Below are 19,096 nucleotides of genomic sequence, written 5' to 3' on the forward strand. Positions count from 1 at the left end.
CATGACTGAAACAGCGACCACTGCTTCCGCCCGCCTCGGCCTTAGGCCCGGCGTGGTGACGGGTGCTGACTATCGCCGCCTGGTGGAAACCTGCCGCGATGAGGGCTATGCCCTGCCGGCGGTAAATGTGGTGGGCACCGACAGCATCAATGCCGTGCTGGAAGCGGCGGCGCGCAACCGGGCGGATGTGATCATCCAGCTTTCCAACGGTGGCGCGCGGTTCTATGCGGGTGAAGGTATGAAGGATGCCGCACAGGCCCGCGTGCTGGGTGCGGTGGCCGCAGCCCGTCATGTCCATACCGTGGCGGCGGCTTACGGCGTGTGCGTGATCCTGCATACCGATCATGCCGACCGTAAGCTCCTGCCATGGATATCCGGCCTGATCGATGCCAGTGAGGAAGCGGTGAAGGAGACCGGCCGCCCGCTGTTCTCCTCTCACATGATCGACCTTTCGGCTGAACCGCTGGAAGACAACATTGCCGAATGCGCGCGCTTCCTGCGCCGCATGGCCCCGCTTGGCATCGGCCTCGAGATCGAACTGGGTGTGACCGGCGGCGAGGAAGACGGCATTGGCCACGATCTGGATGACGGTGCGGACAACGCGCACCTGTACACCCAGCCAGAGGATGTGCTGAAGGCTTATGAAGAACTTTCCCCGCTGGGTTTTGTGACCATTGCCGCCTCCTTTGGCAATGTGCACGGCGTTTATGCGCCGGGTAATGTCAAGCTGCGGCCCGAAATCCTGCATAATTCGCAGGCGGTCGTGGCTGCGGCCACGGGACGGGGCGAGAGGCCGCTGGCGCTGGTCTTCCATGGTGGTTCGGGGTCCGAGCAGGCCAAGATTACCGAGGCCGTGTCCTACGGCGTGTTCAAGATGAATATCGATACCGACATCCAGTTCGCCTTCGCCAGCAGCGTTGGCCGCTACGTGCAGGAGCATGCCGAAGCCTTCAGCCACCAGATCGCGCCCAGCACCGGCAAGCCGACCAAGAAGCTGTATGACCCGCGCAAGTGGCTGCGCGTGGGCGAGATGGGGATTGTGGAGCGGCTGGAACAGTCCTTTGCCGATCTGGGTGCCACCGGACGTACTGTGGCCCGCATGGTCTGAGCAGCACCAGGCGTAAGGGAGGAAAAGGCAACGTGTCGGCAGAAGAGCGTCACCACGAAATTACCGCACTGGTGCGTACGCAGGGTTATGTCTCGAACGAGGAACTGGCCCAGAGGCTGAACGTTGCCGTCCAGACCATACGGCGTGATGTCAACCATCTGGCCCGGCGTGGGCTGGTGGCGCGGCATCACGGGGGGGCGGGACTGGCTTCGTCGGTGGAGAACATTGCCTATTCCGAGCGTCAGGTACTCAATCGCCGTGCCAAGGAGGCGATTGGCCATCTTGCCGCCCGGCAGATCCCCGACAACTCATCTCTGTTCGTCAGCATTGGTACCACCACGGAAGCCTTTGCCAAGGCGCTGCGGCGGCATAAGGCGCTGCGGATCATTACCAACAACCTGCATGTCGCCACCCCGCTTTCGGCACAGACCGACTTCCAGGTCATCGTGACGGGGGGGCAGGTGCGCTTTTACGATGGTGGCATTACCGGCTCCACCGCCAGTTCCTTTATCGAACAGTACCGGACCGATTTTGCCGTGATCGGCATAAGCGGGATCGAGGAGGACGGCACGCTGCTCGATTTCGATGCCGACGAGATCAGTGTTGCGCAGGCCATGATGCGCAATGCCCGGCGTGTCTACCTTCTGGCCGACCAGACCAAATTTGGCCGCAGGCCAATGGGCAGGTTAGGTCACCTGTCGCATGTGCATGGCTTCTTTACCGACCGCCAGCCCTCCGAGCGTATTTCCGCGATGCTGCGTGAACACGATGTGGAAGTGCATATCGCCTGAAGGGCGGTCGGGTCCGGGGCTTTACTGGGCCAGATAGCCACCATCGACCGGCAACACCGCGCCGGTGATGAAGGAGGCATCATCTGATGCAAGGAACAAGATGGCGCTGGCAACTTCGGCAGGTCTGCCCATGCGGCCCATCGGGTGCATGTCCACCACCTTGCGTATTCCTTCCGCATCCATTCCGGCCACGGCGGGTGTGTCGATCGTGCCGGGTGCCACGGCATTGACGCGCACTCCCTTGTCGGCCAGGTCAATGGCAAGATGCTTGGTCAGGCCCGATGCCACGAATTTGGCCGGCCCGTAAACCGCCTGTCCCTTCTGCCCCGCAAAGGCGGAAATGGAGGACAGGCACACGATCGCCCCCTGTCCGGCATGGACCATCTCGGCTGCGGCGTATTTGCATGACAGGAACATGCCACGCGCATCAACCGCCATGGTGTGGTCCCACAGTTCCGCCGTGGCGGATGCCAGATCGGCCTCGGGGATCACGCCCGCATTGGCTACAAGGATGTCGATCCGGCCAAAATGCTTCATGGCCTCATGCATTACGCGCTGTACATCCGCCTCGCTCGTGACATCGGCAGGCACCGCAATGACGGCTACGTTATTTTTCTTGAGCTGGCTGACCAGTTCATCAAGCGCGTCGGTGTTAAGGTCGGTCAGGACAAGTTTTGCGCCTTCTGCGGCAAAGCGCTCGGCCGTGGCCCGGCCAATACCGCTGGCGGCACCGGTAATGACGGCAATCCTGTCCTGGATACGTCCGGTATGGGTGGCGGTCATGGTGTCTCCTGTTACGGGTCAATGCCGGGTATCAACCCCACTGCATGCGGGGCTTGCGGTTTTGCCGCATCATGCGGGCTAACGCCATAGGGACATGGATGTTGCCCGCTCACGCCCCGGCATGGCAATTGCGGGCAGAGAGGCAGGGTTGATCGGGTTCTTTTGATCATGCCGCCACGGGACCGGGTTTTCTGCGCCCCGTAGCACGAAAAGGGAGATTGCGTCGCCGCCGCATTACATATTCGTGCATGAAAACGCGGCCTTGCATGTTTCGGGCAGGGGGGGGATGGCCTATGCTCGCCCGGAATAGTCTGTATGGATGGGGCATTCCCGGTTCCCTTTTTTATGGGACTGGTGTGCCGGTAAGCGGGTTTGGAGCATTATCGAGATGGCACAGAAGTTTCGGATCGTGATTGTAGGCGGTGGCGTGGCCGGGCTTGCCCTGGCCACGCGGCTGGGCAATTCGGTCGGGCGGTCGGGGCAGGCGGAGATTACGCTGGTGGATAAAAGCTTTGCCCATGTATGGAAGCCGATGCTGCACTGCTTTGCCGCCGGTACGGCCGCCAACGAAAACGACCGCATCAGCTTCATGTCGCAGGCCAGCCGCCATCATTTTGAATTCTGGCCCGGTGAGATCACAGCACTTGACCGTACCGCCAAGACAATTTCCCTTGCCCCCATCCGCGACCAGATGAGTGGGGAAGTGGTAGTCGATGCCCGCACGCTTGATTACGATGCGGTCGTGCTGTCGATCGGCAGCCGCGCCAATGATTTTGGTACGCCGGGTGTGGCCGAGCACTGCCTGTTCATTGACAACCTTGTGGATGCAAACGGCTTTAACGACCGTTTTCGCATGGAACTGCTGCGGGCTTTCGCCAACGGACAGGAACTCGATATTGCCATTGTGGGCGGGGGGGCTACCGGCACGCAGCTTGCGGCCGAACTGCACAAGGCGCTCGACCTCGCCTCGCTCTACAGCTTTGGCCGCCAGCCCCCCAGGCTGCGCATTACTCTGCTTGAGGCAGGCCCGCGTATCCTTCCCGCCTTTCCCGAGGCGGTTTCGGCGGCGGCAGTCAAGCAACTGGAGGCAATCGGGGTCAGCGTGCGCGTCGGTGCGATGGTCAGTGGCGCGGATGAAAACGGTTTTCTGCTCAAGGATGGCAGTCGGGTGCCTGCCACGCTGCGGGTGTGGGCCGCCGGGGTGAAGGCGCCCGACGTGACCAGCAAATTCGGTAACCTCAAGCTGTCGCGCTCCGGTCAGCTTGAGGTCAGGCCAAGCCTGCAGGTGATGGAGGATGACAACATCTTCGCCATGGGCGACTGTGCCTTCATTGCCGAAAAACCCGTGGCCCCCACAGCCCAGGCAGCCCGGCAGCAGGCGCATCATCTGGCGCGCGTGTTGCCGGGGTGGATAAAGAGTGGCAATCCGCTGCCGGCCTTCGCCTTTCACAACAAGGGTGCGGTCGTAGCCTTGGGTGACTATAATGGCTGGGGTACCTTCCCCGGTGGCACGGTGTTCGGGGGTGGCTGGCTGCATGGCCTGTCGGCGCGTCTGGTCCATCTCATGCTGTACCGCCAGCACCAGTTCGAACTGTACGGACCGGTGCGGGGTACGATTTCGTGTCTGGTGGACTGGCTGGATGTATTTGTACGCCCCTCCGTAAGGCTGGACTAAGGGCAGCGTCTGCCTTCAGTCCGAGGCTTGGGAAAGTGGCCCGTCTACGGGCGGTCAAGGCCGCGCATTTCGGCCTGCCTTACAAAATCCTGCAAGGTCAGCTTGCTGTATTCATGAACCAGCAGCCCGTCCATCTGGTCCAGAAAGGGGCGGATCACGGTATTGAACAGCGCGCCCTGCCGCCGGTCCACCGCATGTGGGCTGTCGTGCATGGCAATGCGGAAGATATCGGCCAGCAGGATCTCACGCGCGGGTATGGCAAGCCGGTAGCCGCCATGCGGTCCGCGCACCCCCTGCAGCAGGCCTGCGCGCGCCAGGCTCTGTAATATCGGTTCAAGTCCCCGGCGGGCGAGGCTGGAGCGCCCGGCAATCTCGATCGTGCTGACGGGGCGCTCCATAGCGCCGTGGAATGCCACATCCAGCATGATGACAAGGGCGATGGCGGTTCGTTCACGGATGCTATGCATGAACGCTTTCTCCTGATGGGGGGAGGGAGGTGACCGTGGCCCATGCCGCACCACGCGCCAGACGCCCGGCCGAGACATCCAGCGCGCAATGCGCCACGGGTGCGGCATCGGGTGGGATAAGCGTCTCTACCTGAAGGGTCTGTGTGCCCAGATGGATAGTGTACAGGCCCAGCGGGCCGCGTGCCTGGCGCAACGTGGCCGTGGCCTGACCGTAGCCGGGACGCAGGCGGATATCGATGGGCCGGACCAGCAGTTCGGCTGGCCCTGCGGCAACCGGGGCGGCAACGGGCAGGATGTCAGGCAGGTCGGGGGTGAAAATGCTGTTCTCCACCCTGCCGTCCAGACGCACCACATCGCCGGTAAACGCCATGGTGAAAGGATCGGCCGGTGTGTCTTCCAGTGCCTGAGGCGTGCCGGCCTGCACGATGCGGCCGTGGTGCATCAGGACCACCATATCGGCCAGTTCGCTTGCTTCCTGCCGGTCGTGGGTGACAAGGATGGTGGTCAGGCCCAGCTTTTCATGCACGTCGCGTAGCCAACTGCGGATCTGCCTGCGGACCAGCGGGTCCAGCGCGCCAAACGGTTCATCCAGCAGCAGCACGCGCGGGCCGGTGGCCAGCGTGCGCGCCAGGGCCACACGCTGGCGCTGCCCGCCCGAGAGTTCATGCGGGTAGCGCCCGCCCAACCCGGAAAGCTGCATCAGGTCGAGCAGGTCTTCCACCCGCCGGGCGATTGCATCACGGCGCGGACGGCTGCCACGCGGGCGGATGGACAGGCCGAAACCGATATTGGCCGCCACACTCATATGCGCAAACAGCGCATAGTGCTGGAAGACAAAACCGATATTGCGCGCTGCAGCCCCCACGCCATCCATTCGCGTCCCGTCAATCAGGACATGGCCGGAGTTATGCGGGTCCAGCCCCGCGATGATGCGCAACAGCGATGTCTTGCCCGCGCCCGACGGGCCGACAAGGGCGGTAAAGCTGCCATCAGCTACCGCAAGCGAAGCGCCATCGACAATGGGCCGCCCGTTGCTGGGGTTGAGGCGAGTGATCTGTTCCAGTTGAACGCTCATGCTCTTTCTTCCGTCTGGCCATGACGGCGTTCGGTCAGGCTGCGGGCCAGGACCACACCCATCGCCATAAGGGCAAGCAGGGCTGCCATGGTAAAGGCGGCGACCGTCTGGTAGCCGTTGTACAGGGTCTCGATATGCAGCGGCATGGTCTCGGTCAGGCCGGGAATATGTCCCGATACAACCGAGACCGCGCCAAATTCTCCCATCGCCCGTGCCGTAGTCAGCAGCACGCCCGAAAGCAGGGCCAGGCGCGCGCCAGGCAGGGTGACATGCCACAGCACCTGCCACAGGTTCGCACCCAGCATCACGGCGGCTTCCTCTGCCTCGCGTCCGTTATGGGTCAGCATGGGCATGAGCGTGCGCGTGATATAGGGGAAGGTGACGAAGACGGTTGCCAGCACAATGCCGGGCTGGGCAAACACGATGGGGTGACTCCAGCGTTCCAGTGCTGCCCCCCACCAGCCCTGCGTGCCAAAGACCAGCAGCCAGACCAGCCCCCCTACCACGGGTGAGACACTGAGCGGCAGTTCGATCAGCACAACCAGCAGGTTGCGCCCGGGAAAGCGGAAATGCGCCAGTGTCCACGCCGCCATGGTGCCGAATATGGTGTTGATGAGCACGCTCATCACTGTGACGGCCAGTGTCAGGCGGATGGCAGACAGGCCGTCAGGGTCTGTTAATGTGGCGAGTGCTGTCCCCAGTCCGTGGGAAAGAGCCGTGGCAAACACCAGCACCGGGGGCAGCACGACCATAAAGCCAACCAGCAGGTAGATCACGGTGGTAAACAAGAGGCGGGGCATTGTGCTTTCTCCCTTAGTCCATGCCGTAGGAAAGACGGCGGCGCAGCAGGCTTATGGCCCCCAGCGACAGCAGCGAGACCACCACCAGCACGAACCCGATCAGGGACGCCCCCTGGGTGTCGTATTCCTGCAGGCGGATCACAACCAGCAGCGGCGCGATCTCGGTATGGAAAGGCTGGTTGCCAGCAATGAAGATGACCGACCCGTATTCCCCGATGCTGCGTGCAAAGACCATGCCTGCCGCCGTGACAAGTGCGGGATAAAGGGCTGGCACGACGACGCGCGCAATGACCTGCATGCGGCTGGCCCCCAGTATTGCGGCCGCTTCCTCCACATCGCGCGGCAGGTGGCGCAGGACGGGTGCGATGGTGCGCACCACAAAGGGCAGGCCGATGAACATCAGCGCCAGTACGATACCCGATTGCGTGAAGGCGACATGCACCCCATGCCGTGCCAGCGGGCCACCAATCCAGCCATTGGGGCCGTAGAGTGTCGCCATGGTAATGCCGACCACCGCCGTGGGCAGGGCAAAGGGTAGTTCCACCAGCATGTCGATGATCCGGCGGCCCGGAATGTCACTGCGGACCAGTGCCCACGCAATCAGCACACCAGGCACGAGGTCGGCCACCGCCGCGAAAAGTGCTGATGTAAAACTGACCCACAGGGCGGCCTGCATGCGCCCGTCATGCGCTGCGTGGGCAAAGGCGTGCAACCCGCTGTGCAGCCCTTCACCCCAGGGCCGGGCGACCAGTGCGGCCATGGGCACGATAACGATCGCCCCCAGCCAGAACATTGTCATGCCCAGCCCCAGCCCGAAGCCGGGCAGCGGGTCAGGCTGCCGGTGCAGGGCGGGAAAAAGGGCGCGGCGCGAGGCTTTCATTTTGTGTAGATGGCATCAAAGATGCCGCCATCGGCAAAATGCGTGGCCTGCACCGTGTTCCAGCCGCCAAGGCTTGCAATATCAAAGGTGGAAGTGGCGGCAAAGCGCTCCCGGTTCTGCGCAAGAATGGCGGGATCGACGGGGCGGAAATAATGTTTTGCACCCGTTTTCTGGCCCGCGTCACTGAACAGGTATTCCACATAGGCTTGGGCAAGTTCCATCGTGCCATGGGCTTTTGCATTGCGGTCCACCACGGCCACGGGCGGTTCGGCCAGGATGGTTACGGGAGGGACGACCATATCGAACTGGTCCGGCCCGATCTCGCGCGTGGCCAGCAGGGCTTCGGCTTCCCATGCTACAAGCACGTCACCCAGCCCGCGTTGGACAAAGCTATTGGTGGCACCGCGCGCGCCGGTATCCAGCACCGGAACGTGGGAGAACAGCGCCTTGAGATAGGCCCGTGCGGTCTCGGGCGTGCCACCGGGTTGGCGCAGCGCCCAGCCCCATGCGGCAAGATAGTTCCACCGCGCGCCGCCCGAGGTCTTGGGGTTGGGGGTAATGACCTGCACGCCTTCGCGGATCAGGTCCGGCCAGTCATGGATGCCCTTGGGGTTGCCCTTGCGCACAAGGAACACGATGGTGCTGGTATAGGGTGTGGAATTATGGGGCAGGCGGCCCTGCCAGTTGGTGGCCAGTAGGCCGCTGTGCGCCAGCACATCAATATCATGGGCCAGAGCCAGGGTAACGATATCCGCCGGTGCGCCTTCCAGAACCGAGCGTGTCTGCGCGCCAGACCCGCCATGGGAAGTGCGGACCTGCACAGGCACCCCGCCATGCTGCTGTGCCCACTGGCGGGTAAAGCCGGCATCGATATCCTGATATAATTCACGAGTTGGATCGTATGATACGTTCAGAATCCCGGTTGCCGCCCGTGCCTGCAGGGGGCGGAAGGCAAGGGTCGTGGCCACCGCGAAGGTGGCCTGCAACAGGCTGCGCCGGGGTAGGAATGGCATTTTGGTCATTTTTTATATTCCTTGTTTATATAAGGAAGTATGGAGACTATGGCGCAGGTTATGACAGGTGGTCCGGGCGTGTATCACCGTGTTTTATGGCGGCAGTCTGTTTTATAAAAAAACCACTATCAAAACGAGATATATATTCTGTATGATGGCTTGGTGACTCTGTCAATAACACGTTTTAAATCGTCAAAAAAATTTCTGTAATTGGAAATAGCATATGATTTCGTTGAAAAATATGAATTAATTTCTAATAAAATCAGTAAGATAGATGAAATTGTTTATATTTTTGGTGTTTTTTGAAATTATTTTCTAAATAAGATGTGAATATATAATTGACGCAACATTATTCGTATAATACGAAATGTTCGGTGTTTAGACAGCGGATTGAATCCGTATATAACGAACTGGTACGTCACTATGCTGCCTTCCCCGGCCACGACCCTGAACCATCGGTATTCCCGCAGGTTTGTCCTGTGCGCCCATGTCGTGCGCACCAGCAGGAAGGCGGCTGAGTTCCCCGTTCTGGCTATGCTGCTCAGTCTGCCTTCCGGCGTTGCAATGCTGGGGCACGGGGCATATGCGGCCGACCTTCAGGCCGTGCCGCCTGGTCAGGCCGATCATGCCGGTACCCGGACTGCGTCACATCCTGAAAACGTGGTTGTCCATATCCAGCCCCGACCACCCATCCAGACCTATCCGCACGCCAACCCCGTAGGCCAGCCGCTGCGCATGAGCGGCGCGGAGAACCGTAAAAATGGCCACCAGTATGACTGGGGAGTTTTCAATCGCGGCAATGGCGAAGCCGCAGGGTTCGGCCCTGTTGGCGTCTATGGCGTGGCCCCGTGGGCAGAAGACTGGAGCCGGCTGCGCACCGGTCGAAAATCCAGTGATCCGTTCGATGTGCTGAAATATATTCCCCTGACCAGAAGCGGTAATGTCTGGATCAGTTTCTCAGGGGAGACACGGCTGCGGAACTGGTTTGAAAGCAGGCCGCAACTGGGCACGCAAAAGCCTAATGATTCCGGTCGCTTTGGCGTACGTAACCTGTATGGCGCCGACCTGCATATCGGTTCGCACCTGCGTTTTTTCGGGCAGTTGGTCAATGCTGATGCCGCAGGTTGGGGGGGGTATGGCTACGGCTCGACCTACCGCAAGCGGCTTGATGCGCAGCAGGCTTTTGTAGAAACGCGCTGGAACATGCTGGGCGCCAAAAGCGGTTTCATTTTCGGCCGCCAGCAGTTTCTCGATGCGCCATCCTACATGCTGTACAATCGCGAGACCCCCAACGTGCCGCTTTCATGGGACGGGTTCCGCGCTTACATGGTCTGGAAGCGCATCCGTATCGATGGCTGGGATTTCGTGCAGACATATGACAGTGAAAACAAGATGTTTCACGATACGGAGAATTATGCCACGCGCCTGTATGGTTTCAATACCACCTGGGCGCCGCCAGATTTCACCTTCATGGGGCAGAAAGGATACTCTTTTCTTGATGCGTTCTATATTGGTTACAAGCTCAGTGGGTCCACTGGTGCTATTGCCGGGCCGGGCGGTACGTCGGTAAAGGGCTCCAACACGCGCAACAACTTCGGCATGCGCTGGCACGGCGTGGCGGGGCCGATCGAGTTCTCGGTTGGCGGTATCTGGCAAGGCGGGGTCTTCCGCCAAGCTAGCAACAACATGGCGCGCAACGTCAGTGCGTATGCCATCAACTCGACCCTGGGCGCGCGCCTGCCCAAAAACTCGCTCAATACCTTTGTCGGCATCCAGACGGATGTGTATTCCGGCGGCAATGCCTCGGACCGGAACGGGACGATCGGCACCTATGTCTCGCCGTTCAATCCGCAGACCAACTATCTCGATACCACGACCTACATGACGGCCTCGAACCTGATCAGCTTCGCGCCGCTGGTGCGTATCACGCCGTTCAAGTCGGTCAGCATACAGATCAAGTATCCACTGTTCTGGCGCGATAGCGTGAATGACCCGGTTTACAAATCATCCGGTTTTTACAAATTTGCGGGTAACTTCCGTGGCAAATTTATTGGTATGGCGCCGCAGGCTTCCGTGGCGTGGCAGATTAATACTCATGTGTCGTGGACACAGTATGTCTCGCGCTTCATGACATCGCGCGCGCTGAACGAGGCTGGTGGTTCAAGTGGGACCTATTACCAGTCGAACTTCGTGTTCCGGTTCTGAATAAGGTAGCGCGCAGATGAAAACGGACAGGTCCGATAATAACATATCCAAGCAGGGGGAAACCACGGCCATGGCTGGCAGGTTGCGCCTTCAGGCAAACGGACCAGCAGCAGTGGTGCTGGTTGTCCTGTTTGCCCTTACCTGCATGATGCATGGTGGCCTATCATGGGCGGATCTGTCGGACGGTACGTCATCCATCTTCAGGTACTGAACACAGCGCAGCCACATGCACCGGGCAACAGGGGCGCGGCGCGTCAGTCGTCAGGGTTGGCCTGATCGGGTTGTGACCATAGTATTGCCTGTAATGCATAGGTTTTCTGTAAAAGCGGCACAAGTGCAGGTCGCCCCCGCAGCCTGATCCATTCATCCAGCGCCGTGCGGAAAATCGCGATACCGCCGCGTGCCATCAGGCGTGCTGCGGTTTTGCGGTTTTTGCGTTCGGTTATGTGCTTTGTCAGCCCTTCGGCCAGACAGTCTTCCCATTTGCCATATTTTTGCAGGCTTACGCTTTGTAGCGAAGGGGTCTTCTCGATCAGGTAGACAAACGCATAGGTATCGTGCCGGTTGGCGGCAATGTGAGGGACAAGGGCCGTAAAGGCATGCATCATCGCCTCGGCAGGGGGCATGTCCGCCGGGCAGTCGGCCAGTGCTTCAGTCAGGGCCTGTGTCATGCCCCGCGTCCAGGCCAGTACGATATCGGCCTTGGTGGCAAACATGCGGAACAGGGTGCGGCGTGAAACCTCGGCGGCATCCGCAATTTCATCAACCGTGGTCTGGTCATACCCCTGGGCGGAAAACAGGCGCATGGCCTCGGCAATCAGGGTATCACGCACGCGGGCTTGCTTGCGTTCACGCAATCCGGGGCGGGGAATAGGGGCATCCAGGGCGGCAGTAGGCTTCATTCAGTATCCTCTCGTGTCGGTCCTTGGTACTGCAGGGCAGGATGGACCTTCAAGACGCGAGAAAGCGGGGGCTCACGCCAAAAACAGCCTTATTTATACATAATGCCAATATTATTGAAAGATAAAGCATTCTGCCACATGGAGCATCAGACATGCCTGCCCGGATAATCGTGGCGTGACAGCAGGGAATGAAGCCTCACACTTTATTGAATAAATATCTTCTTACATATTTTCATATGGCGCACTGGCCATAACTTGGATTTATTCCTGCGGGGTAAGAATAGTATGCCCATCAAGGCAGCGTAATGCTGTTCTTATTTCAGTTTCCTGCCAAACAGTTCAAGTCGTGTCGTTACAAGGTCGAAACCCATGCGCTGCGCGATCTGGCGGAGCATGACTTCCAGTACTTCATCTTCAAATTCGATGACGGAGCCTGTCTTGGCGTCAATCAGGTGATAATGGTTGCCGTGGTCCGTTTTTTCATACCGGGCACGGTTGCCGCCAAAATCGCGCCGGAGAAGAATACCTTTTTCTTCAAACAGCCGGACGGTGCGGTAGACGGTTGCAATGGAAATGCGTGGGTCGATCGCAAGGGCGCGACGATAGAGTTCCTCCACATCCGGGTGGTCATCGGATTCCGACAGGACATGGGCAATAACGCGGCGTTGATCAGTCAGTTTAAGTCCCTTGTCACGGCACAGATCAGCAATGGGTGACGGGGGAATATCATCTTGTGGCATGGCGGGCTCTGACTGGGATACGAGGCAGGAAAAAATCGTTGCATGTACACAACCATACAGGTGTGCAAATAACAATTTCTGGTATTTGTATTAATGTAATGCGTAAATTTAGATCCAGGTCCAGCCATGCCTGCATCAGGGGTAAACCTGTATTGGACAGGCTGGCCCGTCTGGCACTTTGTGCGCCGGACGGGCCGTACCTGCCTGCTGCCCCCTTATTCCTGATCGGGGGCGGGAGCGGAGTTGAGCTGGATGTAGCGCTGGATGCCCACCTGCTTGATCAGGTCGAACTGACGATCAAGGAAGTCCTCATGTTCTTCTTCATTCACCAGGATCTTGAGTAGCAGGTCACGGGAGACGAAATCACGCACGCTCTCGCAATAAGCGATGCCTTCACGCAGGTCGCCGATGGCCTTTTCCTCGAGCTTCAGGTCGCATTTGAGGATTTCTTCCACGTCCTGTCCGACCAGGATCTGGTTGTAGCGCTGCACGTTGGGCAGGCCGCCCAGATACAGGATACGCTCGATCAGCCAGTCGGCGTGGCGCATTTCCTCGATGGATTCCTCGTATTCCTTTTTGCCCAGCAGGGTCACGCCCCAGTGGCGCAGGGTACGGGCATGCAGGTAGTACTGGTTGATGGCCGTCAGCTCATTGGTAAGCTGGGTGTTCAGGAATTCGATGACCTTGGGGTCTTTGATCGGCATGATGCTGTTCTTTTTCATAGATGAGAATTGTTTAGACTGTATATCATAAACCTTACCATTTTTCAAACAGAAAAACATTATATATCAAGGAACTAATAATGATAATTATCATTCGCAAATAAAATGAATATCAACTGGGGACCCTTTGTTATCAAACGGTTTTCGGGTAGCCATGACCGGCTCGTGCCGTCTTCGTGGCGAGATGGCAAGATTTTCCAGGCATGGAAGCAGACTTTCGTTTTGCATCCGGTCCGCGCCTGTGCAACGTTACAGTTGCGTATCAGCGGTGCCTTGCCTCCGCCATTCATGCACGGCATGTTACAGGTCTGTCGCCGCGCCGCGCCGCGGGCCTGCCAGCAAACATAAGCCCCAGGATCAAGGCCCATGCTTTCGACCATTATTGCCGCGATGCTGCCGCTTGTCGTGATTTTCGTGCTGGGTTACGCGGCGGGGTGGCGTGGTGATTTCAACGGTGGGCAGGTGGCCATCCTTAATCGCATGGTCATGCTCTACGCTTTCCCGCTCAGTCTGTTTGTAGGGATTGCCCGCATGCCGCGTACGATCCTGGCGGGCCAGTTGCCGCTGGCAGCATCGATTTTTGGAATCATGTGCCTGAGTTTTGTCGTATGCTACGGTCTGTCGCGCTTTGTTTTTCGTCGCACTCCCGCCACGGCAACCCTGCAGGGACTGGCCATGGCAGCACCCTCCGTGCCCTTTATCGGTTCCGCCATGCTGCCTGTGCTGATCGGGCAAAGCACGACGGCCGTTGTCATTTCCGCATCCGTATTTGCCATGGTACTGGTGCAGACCCCGCTTTGCATGGTCATGCTGGCCAGGAATGAAAAGGAAGGGGAAGACGGGGCACCATTGCGCCTGGGGCACCAGGTCATTGTCTCGCTGCGCGAACCGATTGTATGGGCCCCGATCGCGGCAACCCTGCTGGTGGCCTGCAATGTGCACTTTCCTGCGTCCCTGCTCAATGCGTTTGCGCTTCTGGGCAATGCAGCGGCGGGTGTGGCCCTGTTTGCTTCGGGTATCGTGCTTTTCCTACAGCGGGTGTCCATTACCGTGCCTGTTCTTGTCACGGTTGCGGTCCGCAATATCGTGGTGCCCGGCCTGTCATGGCTGGGCCTGAGCCTGACCGGCCTGTCGCACGATGCCATGCGGGCGGCTGTTCTGGCGCTGTCCATTCCGGTCGGGACAGTTGTTGTCATTCTTGCGGTCCGCTTTGGTACGGATGAGCAGGAAGCTGCATCCACCTTGTTTCTGAGTGCTGTTGTATCGGTACTGACAATGGCGTTCTTCATTGCTTGCACGGTTTGAGTGCAGGAGATAAAGCGCAGGAAATTAAAATAAAAAAATGTAAAAATTATTTGTTTATAAAAACAAAAACGTAATTTTTGACATTACGAATGGATTGTTTCCATTAAATTCATTAAATATTCACATTAATATCGGGTGTGCGCCACTATACCGTTGTCAACCTATGCATCGGATAGGGAAACTGGATTGGATAGGCATGCCATGCAAAAGGATCGCGAATACGATACGCCCGCCATTCATGAAGAATGGCGGCCTGCGATGGTTCTGATCTGGAAAGATAAAAGAGGGGCGGCAAAACAGAAAGCTTCCCTGCCTGAAGTCGATATGCCAGCAGATGATGAAACGTACATTCAGGACGAATTCTGACACATCCCTGACTGTGCCCCCTGGAAACTATTGGAGATGCACCCCCGTCATGACCGAAGGCATTGATCGTACCAGAGAACTGTGGGAACGAAGTCGCCTGCGCGAAGAAGTTCTGGATGATATCGATGAAGAAATCGAACTGGAACTTGATGACAGCCGGCTGGGATCGGACAAGGACCATGGCACCCCGGATTCCCGGCGCACCTATTTCCGTGAACTGCTGCGCCTGCAGGGTGAACTGGTCAAGTTGCAGGACTGGATCAAGGAAACTGGACACCGGCTTGTCGTCATCTGTGAAGGGCGCGATGCAGCAGGCAAGGGGGGGGTGATCAAACGCATTACCCAGCGGCTCAATCCGCGCATATGTCGTGTGGCGGCTCTTCCTGCCCCTAATGACCGTGAGCGTACGCAATGGTATTTCCAGCGCTATGTCAGTCACCTTCCCGCAGCAGGGGAGATCGTGCTGTTTGACCGCAGTTGGTACAACCGTGCCGGTGTGGAACGGGTCATGAATTTTTGCACGGATGCGGAATACGAGGAATTTTTCCGTTCTGTTCCTGAGTTCGAGCGTATGCTGGCGCGCAGTGGTATCCAGATCATCAAGTACTGGTTCTCCATTTCCGATGATGAGCAGGAAATGCGGTTCCGTGCCCGTATGGAAGACCCGCTCAAGCAGTGGAAGCTCAGCCCGATGGACCTTGAAAGCCGCAGGCGGTGGGAGTCCTATACGCTGGCCAAGGAAATCATGCTGGAGCGTTCCAATATAGAAGAAGCACCATGGTGGATCGTTCCTGCCGATGACAAGAAAAGGGCACGTCTGAACTGTATCAGCCATCTTCTTTCACAGGTGCCGTATCAGGAAATACAGAAGCCGGAAGTCAGATTGCCCGAGCGCGTATTCAGCCCAGACTATCTGCGCCAGCCGGTAGCGGATGACATGATCGTGCCCCAGACATACTAGGGCGTTCCACCCAGGTATGGCTTGAATGCCAATGTTGCGGACCGGGAGGGTATTGCCTTTCCGGTTTTTTTATTTTGGATTGTCAAGGCTGGGTTTCAAATATACTGAAAAGTATAAAGAGAATTTTTGTGAATTTTTTCAAAAATATTTCAATAATGAAAACAAAAATATTTATCATTCATAAATAATAATTCCAGACCTGTTCCTGAATGCCATATTGCCATTATGGGACATGGCCCGGTCGGTAAGGTGATGCATCATGTTCCGTTATGGGGCATGGACATAAAAAAAGGGCCGGGCGGGCACACATGGTGCCCGCCCGGCCTTTCCGTTTCATGGACTTCAGATGTTCAGGACGTAGAACAATGCAGCGCCCAGGGTAATGGTAACGGGCAGGGTGCAGATCCATGCCAGGGCAATCTTGACCAGCATACCGCGATTGATGCCTGAACCAGAACCAAGCATGGTCCCGGCAATACCTGCGGTAATGATATGGGTCGTGCTGACCGGCAGCCCGGTATAACCGGCCGTAGCAATCAGGCCCGCGCCAACCAGTTCCGCCGATGCGCCCTGTGCGGGAGTAAGATGGGTGTTGCCAATCTTCTCACCCAGGGTCAGAACAATCCGTTTGTAGCCGATCATGGTGCCGATACCCAGGCACAGCGCGCTGAGCAGGCGTACCCACCATGGTGCGTATTCCACAACAGGGCGGATCTGGTTGCTCAGGGTCTTGGCGGTGGCCCGGTCATGGGCCGAGGCTTCCGTATTGGCAGCAACGGCTTTGAGCCCGGCCACCACTTCATAGATGTCGGCGCGCAGGACGGAGGCGACAACGGTATCGGGGTTGGTCTGGGTTAAGCGCGTGACCGAAGCAATGGCCTCATCGTGCAGGCCATCATGATCGTACTGGGTGATCAGCGGCGCGGCGATGGTTGCATTGTGCGAAATCTGGGAAATCTGGGTTGCGCTGTCAGGGGCCAGTGCAAAGGTTGCGGGCAGGATGCCGATAATGGTCAGCATGATCAGACCAATGCTCTTCTGTCCGTCATTGCTGCCGTGTGAAAAGCTGACCCCGGTGCAGGTTAGGATGAGCAGGCCACGCACCCAGCCGCGTGTTGGCCGGTCACCCTGCGGGGGCTGGTAGAGTTCGGGGTCCTTGATCAGGTGCCTGACCACAAAATACAGCCCGCCTGCGCCAATCAGGCCCAGCAGGGGGGAAATGGCCAGCGCGCGCAGGATTTTCCATATCTGGGACCAGTCAACGCTGTTGCCAAGGCTACGGGTATGCAGCAGCGCATCGCCAATGGCGATACCGATCAGCGCACCGATCACGCAGTGTGAACTGGAGTTGGGAATGCCAAACCACCATGTGAACAGGTTCCACGCCAGTGCCGTGCCGAACAGGGAAATCAGCATCGGTACGGCAGGGTCGCCATTGGAGGGGGAGAGCACATCGGCCGGCAGCAGTTCAACCAGGCCGTAAGCCACGCTGATACCGCCAAGCAGCACGCCCACGAAGTTCATGAGCCCGGACCAGATGACCGCCGTGCGGGGTTTGAGCGAATTGGTATAGATGACGGTTGCCACGGCATTGGCCGTATCATGGAAACCGTTTACGAATTCAAACACGCACACAAGCGCAAAGCATATGACGAGTGCAAGGATGGAGAAAGTGGAATAAGGTGCGAAATGAAGCATGAAACAATACACCAGTGAGTTATTGTTATGCTACTCTTAAATTATTTCTATTACGAATATAAGTTCTGTATTTAGTTTTAATATAATATTCATACTTTGGGAATGTAGCGGCAGCGGACCCGTTCGTTCAGGCCCGGCGACGGACGGGTTCCGCCATGCGCGGGGTCTTGCCCGAACCCATGCGGAAACGCGCGCGGACCCTGGATACGGCAGCCTCGAATGTAGGCAGGGTATCGCCATCCATCTGGGTTACGCGTTCATGCATGGCGCGGAACCGATAGGGTTCAAGCGGTCCGTCCTGCAAGACAACGCCAACAAAGACGCCATCCACTTCGATTATACTGGATTCAAACATAAGGCTGCTTCCTGTCATGTTCCCATGAAGAGACGGCACGCTCCCGGCCACTCCCGCTGCGCGTTGCTATGCAGCAGGTACCAGAAGTTATGCAACACAAAACAGATGAACTTTATATGACATGGAAAGAACAGATTGCATCAGGATAACACAATTTCAGGCGCGTCATAAAAACTTCATATAAAATACCATAAGTAATTATTGCCACGGATCAATCGCGCGGCTTAATCCTGCGGCTGTGTCATATATGTCAGGAACTGCATGATGGAACTTCCATCTTCCCTTACGGCCCAGGACGGATCTGTAGTGGACGGGAACGCGCACGGGCGGTTGGGCGATGTTGTGTTTGGCATGGTCGCACGTCTGGCCGGGTGGTCCATCCTTATGGTCATGACCGGGATCATCCTTGTGCTGGTATGGGGCGGGCGGCAGGCGTTCTTCACGTTTGGTCCCACCTTCCTGACCAGTACGGCCTGGAATCCCATTTCACAAAACTTTGGCGCGGCGACATCCATTTTCGGTACGCTGGTCACCACGGCGGTTGCCCTGTTATTTGCCGTGCCGTTTGCGTTCGGAGTTGCTTTCTGGCTGGTGGAAATGGCGCCGCCCGCACTGGCGCGGTTTATTGAAACGGCCGTCCAACTGCTTGCCGCCGTGCCATCAATCATTTTTGGTATGTGGGGATTTTTTATCGTAGTGCCCTTCATGGCGCATTATGTGGAGCCGACAGCCACCCATTACCTGGGTCACATACCCGGCATCGGCCTGCTGTTCCGTGGCGCGCCCTATGGCACCGGGCTGCTTACGGGCGGGATCATTCTGGCCATCATGGTTACGCCATTCATCTGTTCGGTCATGACGGACGTGTTCGTCTCCATTCCCGCCGTATTGAAGGAAAGCGCCTTCGGCCTTGGAGCCACGCGGTGGGAGGTCATGCACCAGGTGGTCCTGCCATGGTCGCGCCAGGCAGTCATGGGGGGTATCATGCTGGGAACTGGGCGCGCATTGGGTGAGACCATGGCCGTCACCTTTGTCATCGGCAATAGCAACCGCCTCGGGTGGTCGCTTTTTGCGCCGGGCAACACCATTGCCTCGCTCATTGCGCTGGAATTTCCCGAAAGTTCGGCAGGCAGCCTCAAGCTTTCGGCCCTGCTCGCACTTGGTGCAATCCTGATGATTATCTCGTTCGTTACCCTGGCCTGCTCGCGCATTTTCTTGCAGCGTGGCAAGGTTAATTAAGGAAACACGCT

Annotated in this window: 20 protein-coding genes; 9 read left to right on the plus strand and 11 right to left on the minus strand. The window is 58.0% G+C overall.

Going from position 1 to position 19,096, the window contains the following annotated elements:
* Position 1 precedes the first annotated feature (1 nt).
* Together fbaA and GLX_RS01465 are read left to right on the plus strand one after the other, a co-directional pair.
* Positions 2–1,108, plus strand: coding sequence for a class II fructose-bisphosphate aldolase (gene fbaA / locus GLX_RS01460; RefSeq protein ID WP_014104280.1), 1,107 nt, complete (start codon positions 2–4; stop codon positions 1,106–1,108).
* Between the two features lie 32 nt (positions 1,109–1,140).
* Complete coding sequence (locus GLX_RS01465) at positions 1,141–1,899, plus strand: DeoR/GlpR family DNA-binding transcription regulator (protein WP_014104281.1); 759 nt, start codon at positions 1,141–1,143, stop codon at positions 1,897–1,899.
* A gap of 21 nt (positions 1,900–1,920) precedes the next feature.
* Here the strand turns inward: GLX_RS01465 and GLX_RS01470 are convergent, their stop codons facing one another.
* Entirely contained in the window at positions 1,921–2,682 is a 762-nt protein-coding gene (locus GLX_RS01470) for an SDR family NAD(P)-dependent oxidoreductase (RefSeq protein ID WP_014104282.1), read from the minus strand.
* 388 nt (positions 2,683–3,070) lie between these two features.
* Here GLX_RS01470 and GLX_RS01475 point away from each other — a divergent pair, with 388 nt between their 5' ends.
* On the plus strand, positions 3,071–4,357 hold the full coding sequence (locus GLX_RS01475) for an NAD(P)/FAD-dependent oxidoreductase (protein ID WP_041247056.1): 1,287 nt from the start codon (positions 3,071–3,073) through the stop codon (positions 4,355–4,357).
* A 44-nt stretch (positions 4,358–4,401) separates the two neighbouring features.
* Here GLX_RS01475 and GLX_RS01480 read toward each other — a convergent pair whose 3' ends face one another.
* The 5 genes from GLX_RS01480 to GLX_RS01500 are packed head-to-tail and all read right to left on the minus strand — an operon-like array spanning position 4,402 to position 8,601.
* Positions 4,402–4,824: an RrF2 family transcriptional regulator gene (locus GLX_RS01480; RefSeq protein WP_014104284.1), complete on the minus strand. Its 423-nt coding sequence runs from the start codon at positions 4,822–4,824 to the stop codon at positions 4,402–4,404.
* Complete coding sequence (locus GLX_RS01485; RefSeq protein ID WP_014104285.1) at positions 4,817–5,899, minus strand: sulfate/molybdate ABC transporter ATP-binding protein; 1,083 nt, start codon at positions 5,897–5,899, stop codon at positions 4,817–4,819. The genes GLX_RS01480 and GLX_RS01485 overlap by 8 nt, the downstream gene beginning before the upstream one ends.
* Complete coding sequence (locus tag GLX_RS01490) at positions 5,896–6,699, minus strand: sulfate ABC transporter permease (RefSeq protein ID WP_014104286.1); 804 nt, start codon at positions 6,697–6,699, stop codon at positions 5,896–5,898. The genes GLX_RS01485 and GLX_RS01490 overlap by 4 nt, the downstream gene beginning before the upstream one ends.
* A gap of 13 nt (positions 6,700–6,712) precedes the next feature.
* Positions 6,713–7,579: a sulfate ABC transporter permease subunit CysT gene (gene cysT, locus GLX_RS01495; RefSeq protein WP_014104287.1), complete on the minus strand. Its 867-nt coding sequence runs from the start codon at positions 7,577–7,579 to the stop codon at positions 6,713–6,715.
* The gene (locus tag GLX_RS01500; RefSeq protein ID WP_014104288.1) at positions 7,576–8,601 is read right to left on the minus strand and encodes a sulfate ABC transporter substrate-binding protein; all 1,026 of its coding nucleotides are present in this window, start codon (positions 8,599–8,601) and stop codon (positions 7,576–7,578) included. Before GLX_RS01500 ends, cysT begins: the two co-directional genes overlap by 4 nt.
* A gap of 414 nt (positions 8,602–9,015) precedes the next feature.
* Between GLX_RS01500 and GLX_RS01505 the strand changes: the two genes are divergently transcribed.
* Together GLX_RS01505 and GLX_RS01510 are read left to right on the plus strand one after the other, a co-directional pair.
* Positions 9,016–10,797 (plus strand): alginate export family protein, encoded by a 1,782-nt coding sequence (locus GLX_RS01505; RefSeq protein WP_014104289.1) that lies wholly within the window; start codon positions 9,016–9,018, stop codon positions 10,795–10,797.
* Between the two features lie 16 nt (positions 10,798–10,813).
* Positions 10,814–11,008 carry a hypothetical protein gene (locus GLX_RS01510; RefSeq protein ID WP_041247057.1) on the plus strand — a complete coding sequence of 65 codons (195 nt, stop codon included), beginning with the start codon at positions 10,814–10,816 and terminating at the stop codon, positions 11,006–11,008.
* A 43-nt stretch (positions 11,009–11,051) separates the two neighbouring features.
* On the opposite strand, the gene GLX_RS01515 is transcribed toward GLX_RS01510, so the two are convergent.
* The 3 genes from GLX_RS01515 to bfr form a co-directional block, all read right to left on the minus strand.
* The gene (locus GLX_RS01515) at positions 11,052–11,699 is read right to left on the minus strand and encodes a TetR/AcrR family transcriptional regulator (protein ID WP_014104290.1); all 648 of its coding nucleotides are present in this window, start codon (positions 11,697–11,699) and stop codon (positions 11,052–11,054) included.
* 314 nt (positions 11,700–12,013) lie between these two features.
* Positions 12,014–12,439: a Fur family transcriptional regulator gene (locus GLX_RS01520; protein WP_014104291.1), complete on the minus strand. Its 426-nt coding sequence runs from the start codon at positions 12,437–12,439 to the stop codon at positions 12,014–12,016.
* Positions 12,440–12,654: 215 nt separating this feature from the next.
* The gene (gene bfr, locus GLX_RS01525; RefSeq protein WP_041247530.1) at positions 12,655–13,143 is read right to left on the minus strand and encodes a bacterioferritin; all 489 of its coding nucleotides are present in this window, start codon (positions 13,141–13,143) and stop codon (positions 12,655–12,657) included.
* A gap of 384 nt (positions 13,144–13,527) precedes the next feature.
* Between bfr and GLX_RS01530 the strand changes: the two genes are divergently transcribed.
* The 3 genes from GLX_RS01530 to ppk2 all read left to right on the plus strand — a co-directional run bounded on the left by GLX_RS01530 (position 13,528) and on the right by ppk2 (position 15,793).
* A complete protein-coding gene (locus GLX_RS01530) occupies positions 13,528–14,466 on the plus strand; it encodes an AEC family transporter (protein WP_014104293.1) in 939 nt (312 codons plus the stop codon).
* Between the two features lie 201 nt (positions 14,467–14,667).
* A complete protein-coding gene (locus tag GLX_RS18560; protein ID WP_167537191.1) occupies positions 14,668–14,832 on the plus strand; it encodes a hypothetical protein in 165 nt (54 codons plus the stop codon).
* 49 nt (positions 14,833–14,881) lie between these two features.
* A complete protein-coding gene (gene ppk2, locus GLX_RS01535) occupies positions 14,882–15,793 on the plus strand; it encodes a polyphosphate kinase 2 (RefSeq protein ID WP_050856079.1) in 912 nt (303 codons plus the stop codon).
* Positions 15,794–16,135: 342 nt separating this feature from the next.
* Here ppk2 and GLX_RS01540 read toward each other — a convergent pair whose 3' ends face one another.
* Positions 16,136–17,491, minus strand: a complete 1,356-nt coding sequence (locus tag GLX_RS01540; protein ID WP_014104295.1) for an inorganic phosphate transporter — start codon at positions 17,489–17,491, stop codon at positions 16,136–16,138.
* Positions 17,492–17,618: 127 nt separating this feature from the next.
* Positions 17,619–17,846 (minus strand): hypothetical protein, encoded by a 228-nt coding sequence (locus GLX_RS01545; protein WP_041247058.1) that lies wholly within the window; start codon positions 17,844–17,846, stop codon positions 17,619–17,621.
* Between the two features lie 261 nt (positions 17,847–18,107).
* Here GLX_RS01545 and pstC point away from each other — a divergent pair, with 261 nt between their 5' ends.
* On the plus strand, positions 18,108–19,085 hold the full coding sequence (gene pstC, locus GLX_RS01550) for a phosphate ABC transporter permease subunit PstC (protein WP_014104297.1): 978 nt from the start codon (positions 18,108–18,110) through the stop codon (positions 19,083–19,085).
* The last annotated feature ends 11 nt before the right edge of the window (positions 19,086–19,096 follow it).

It is taken from the genome of Komagataeibacter medellinensis NBRC 3288 (genome assembly GCF_000182745.2).
GTDB lineage: Bacteria > Pseudomonadota > Alphaproteobacteria > Acetobacterales > Acetobacteraceae > Komagataeibacter > Komagataeibacter medellinensis.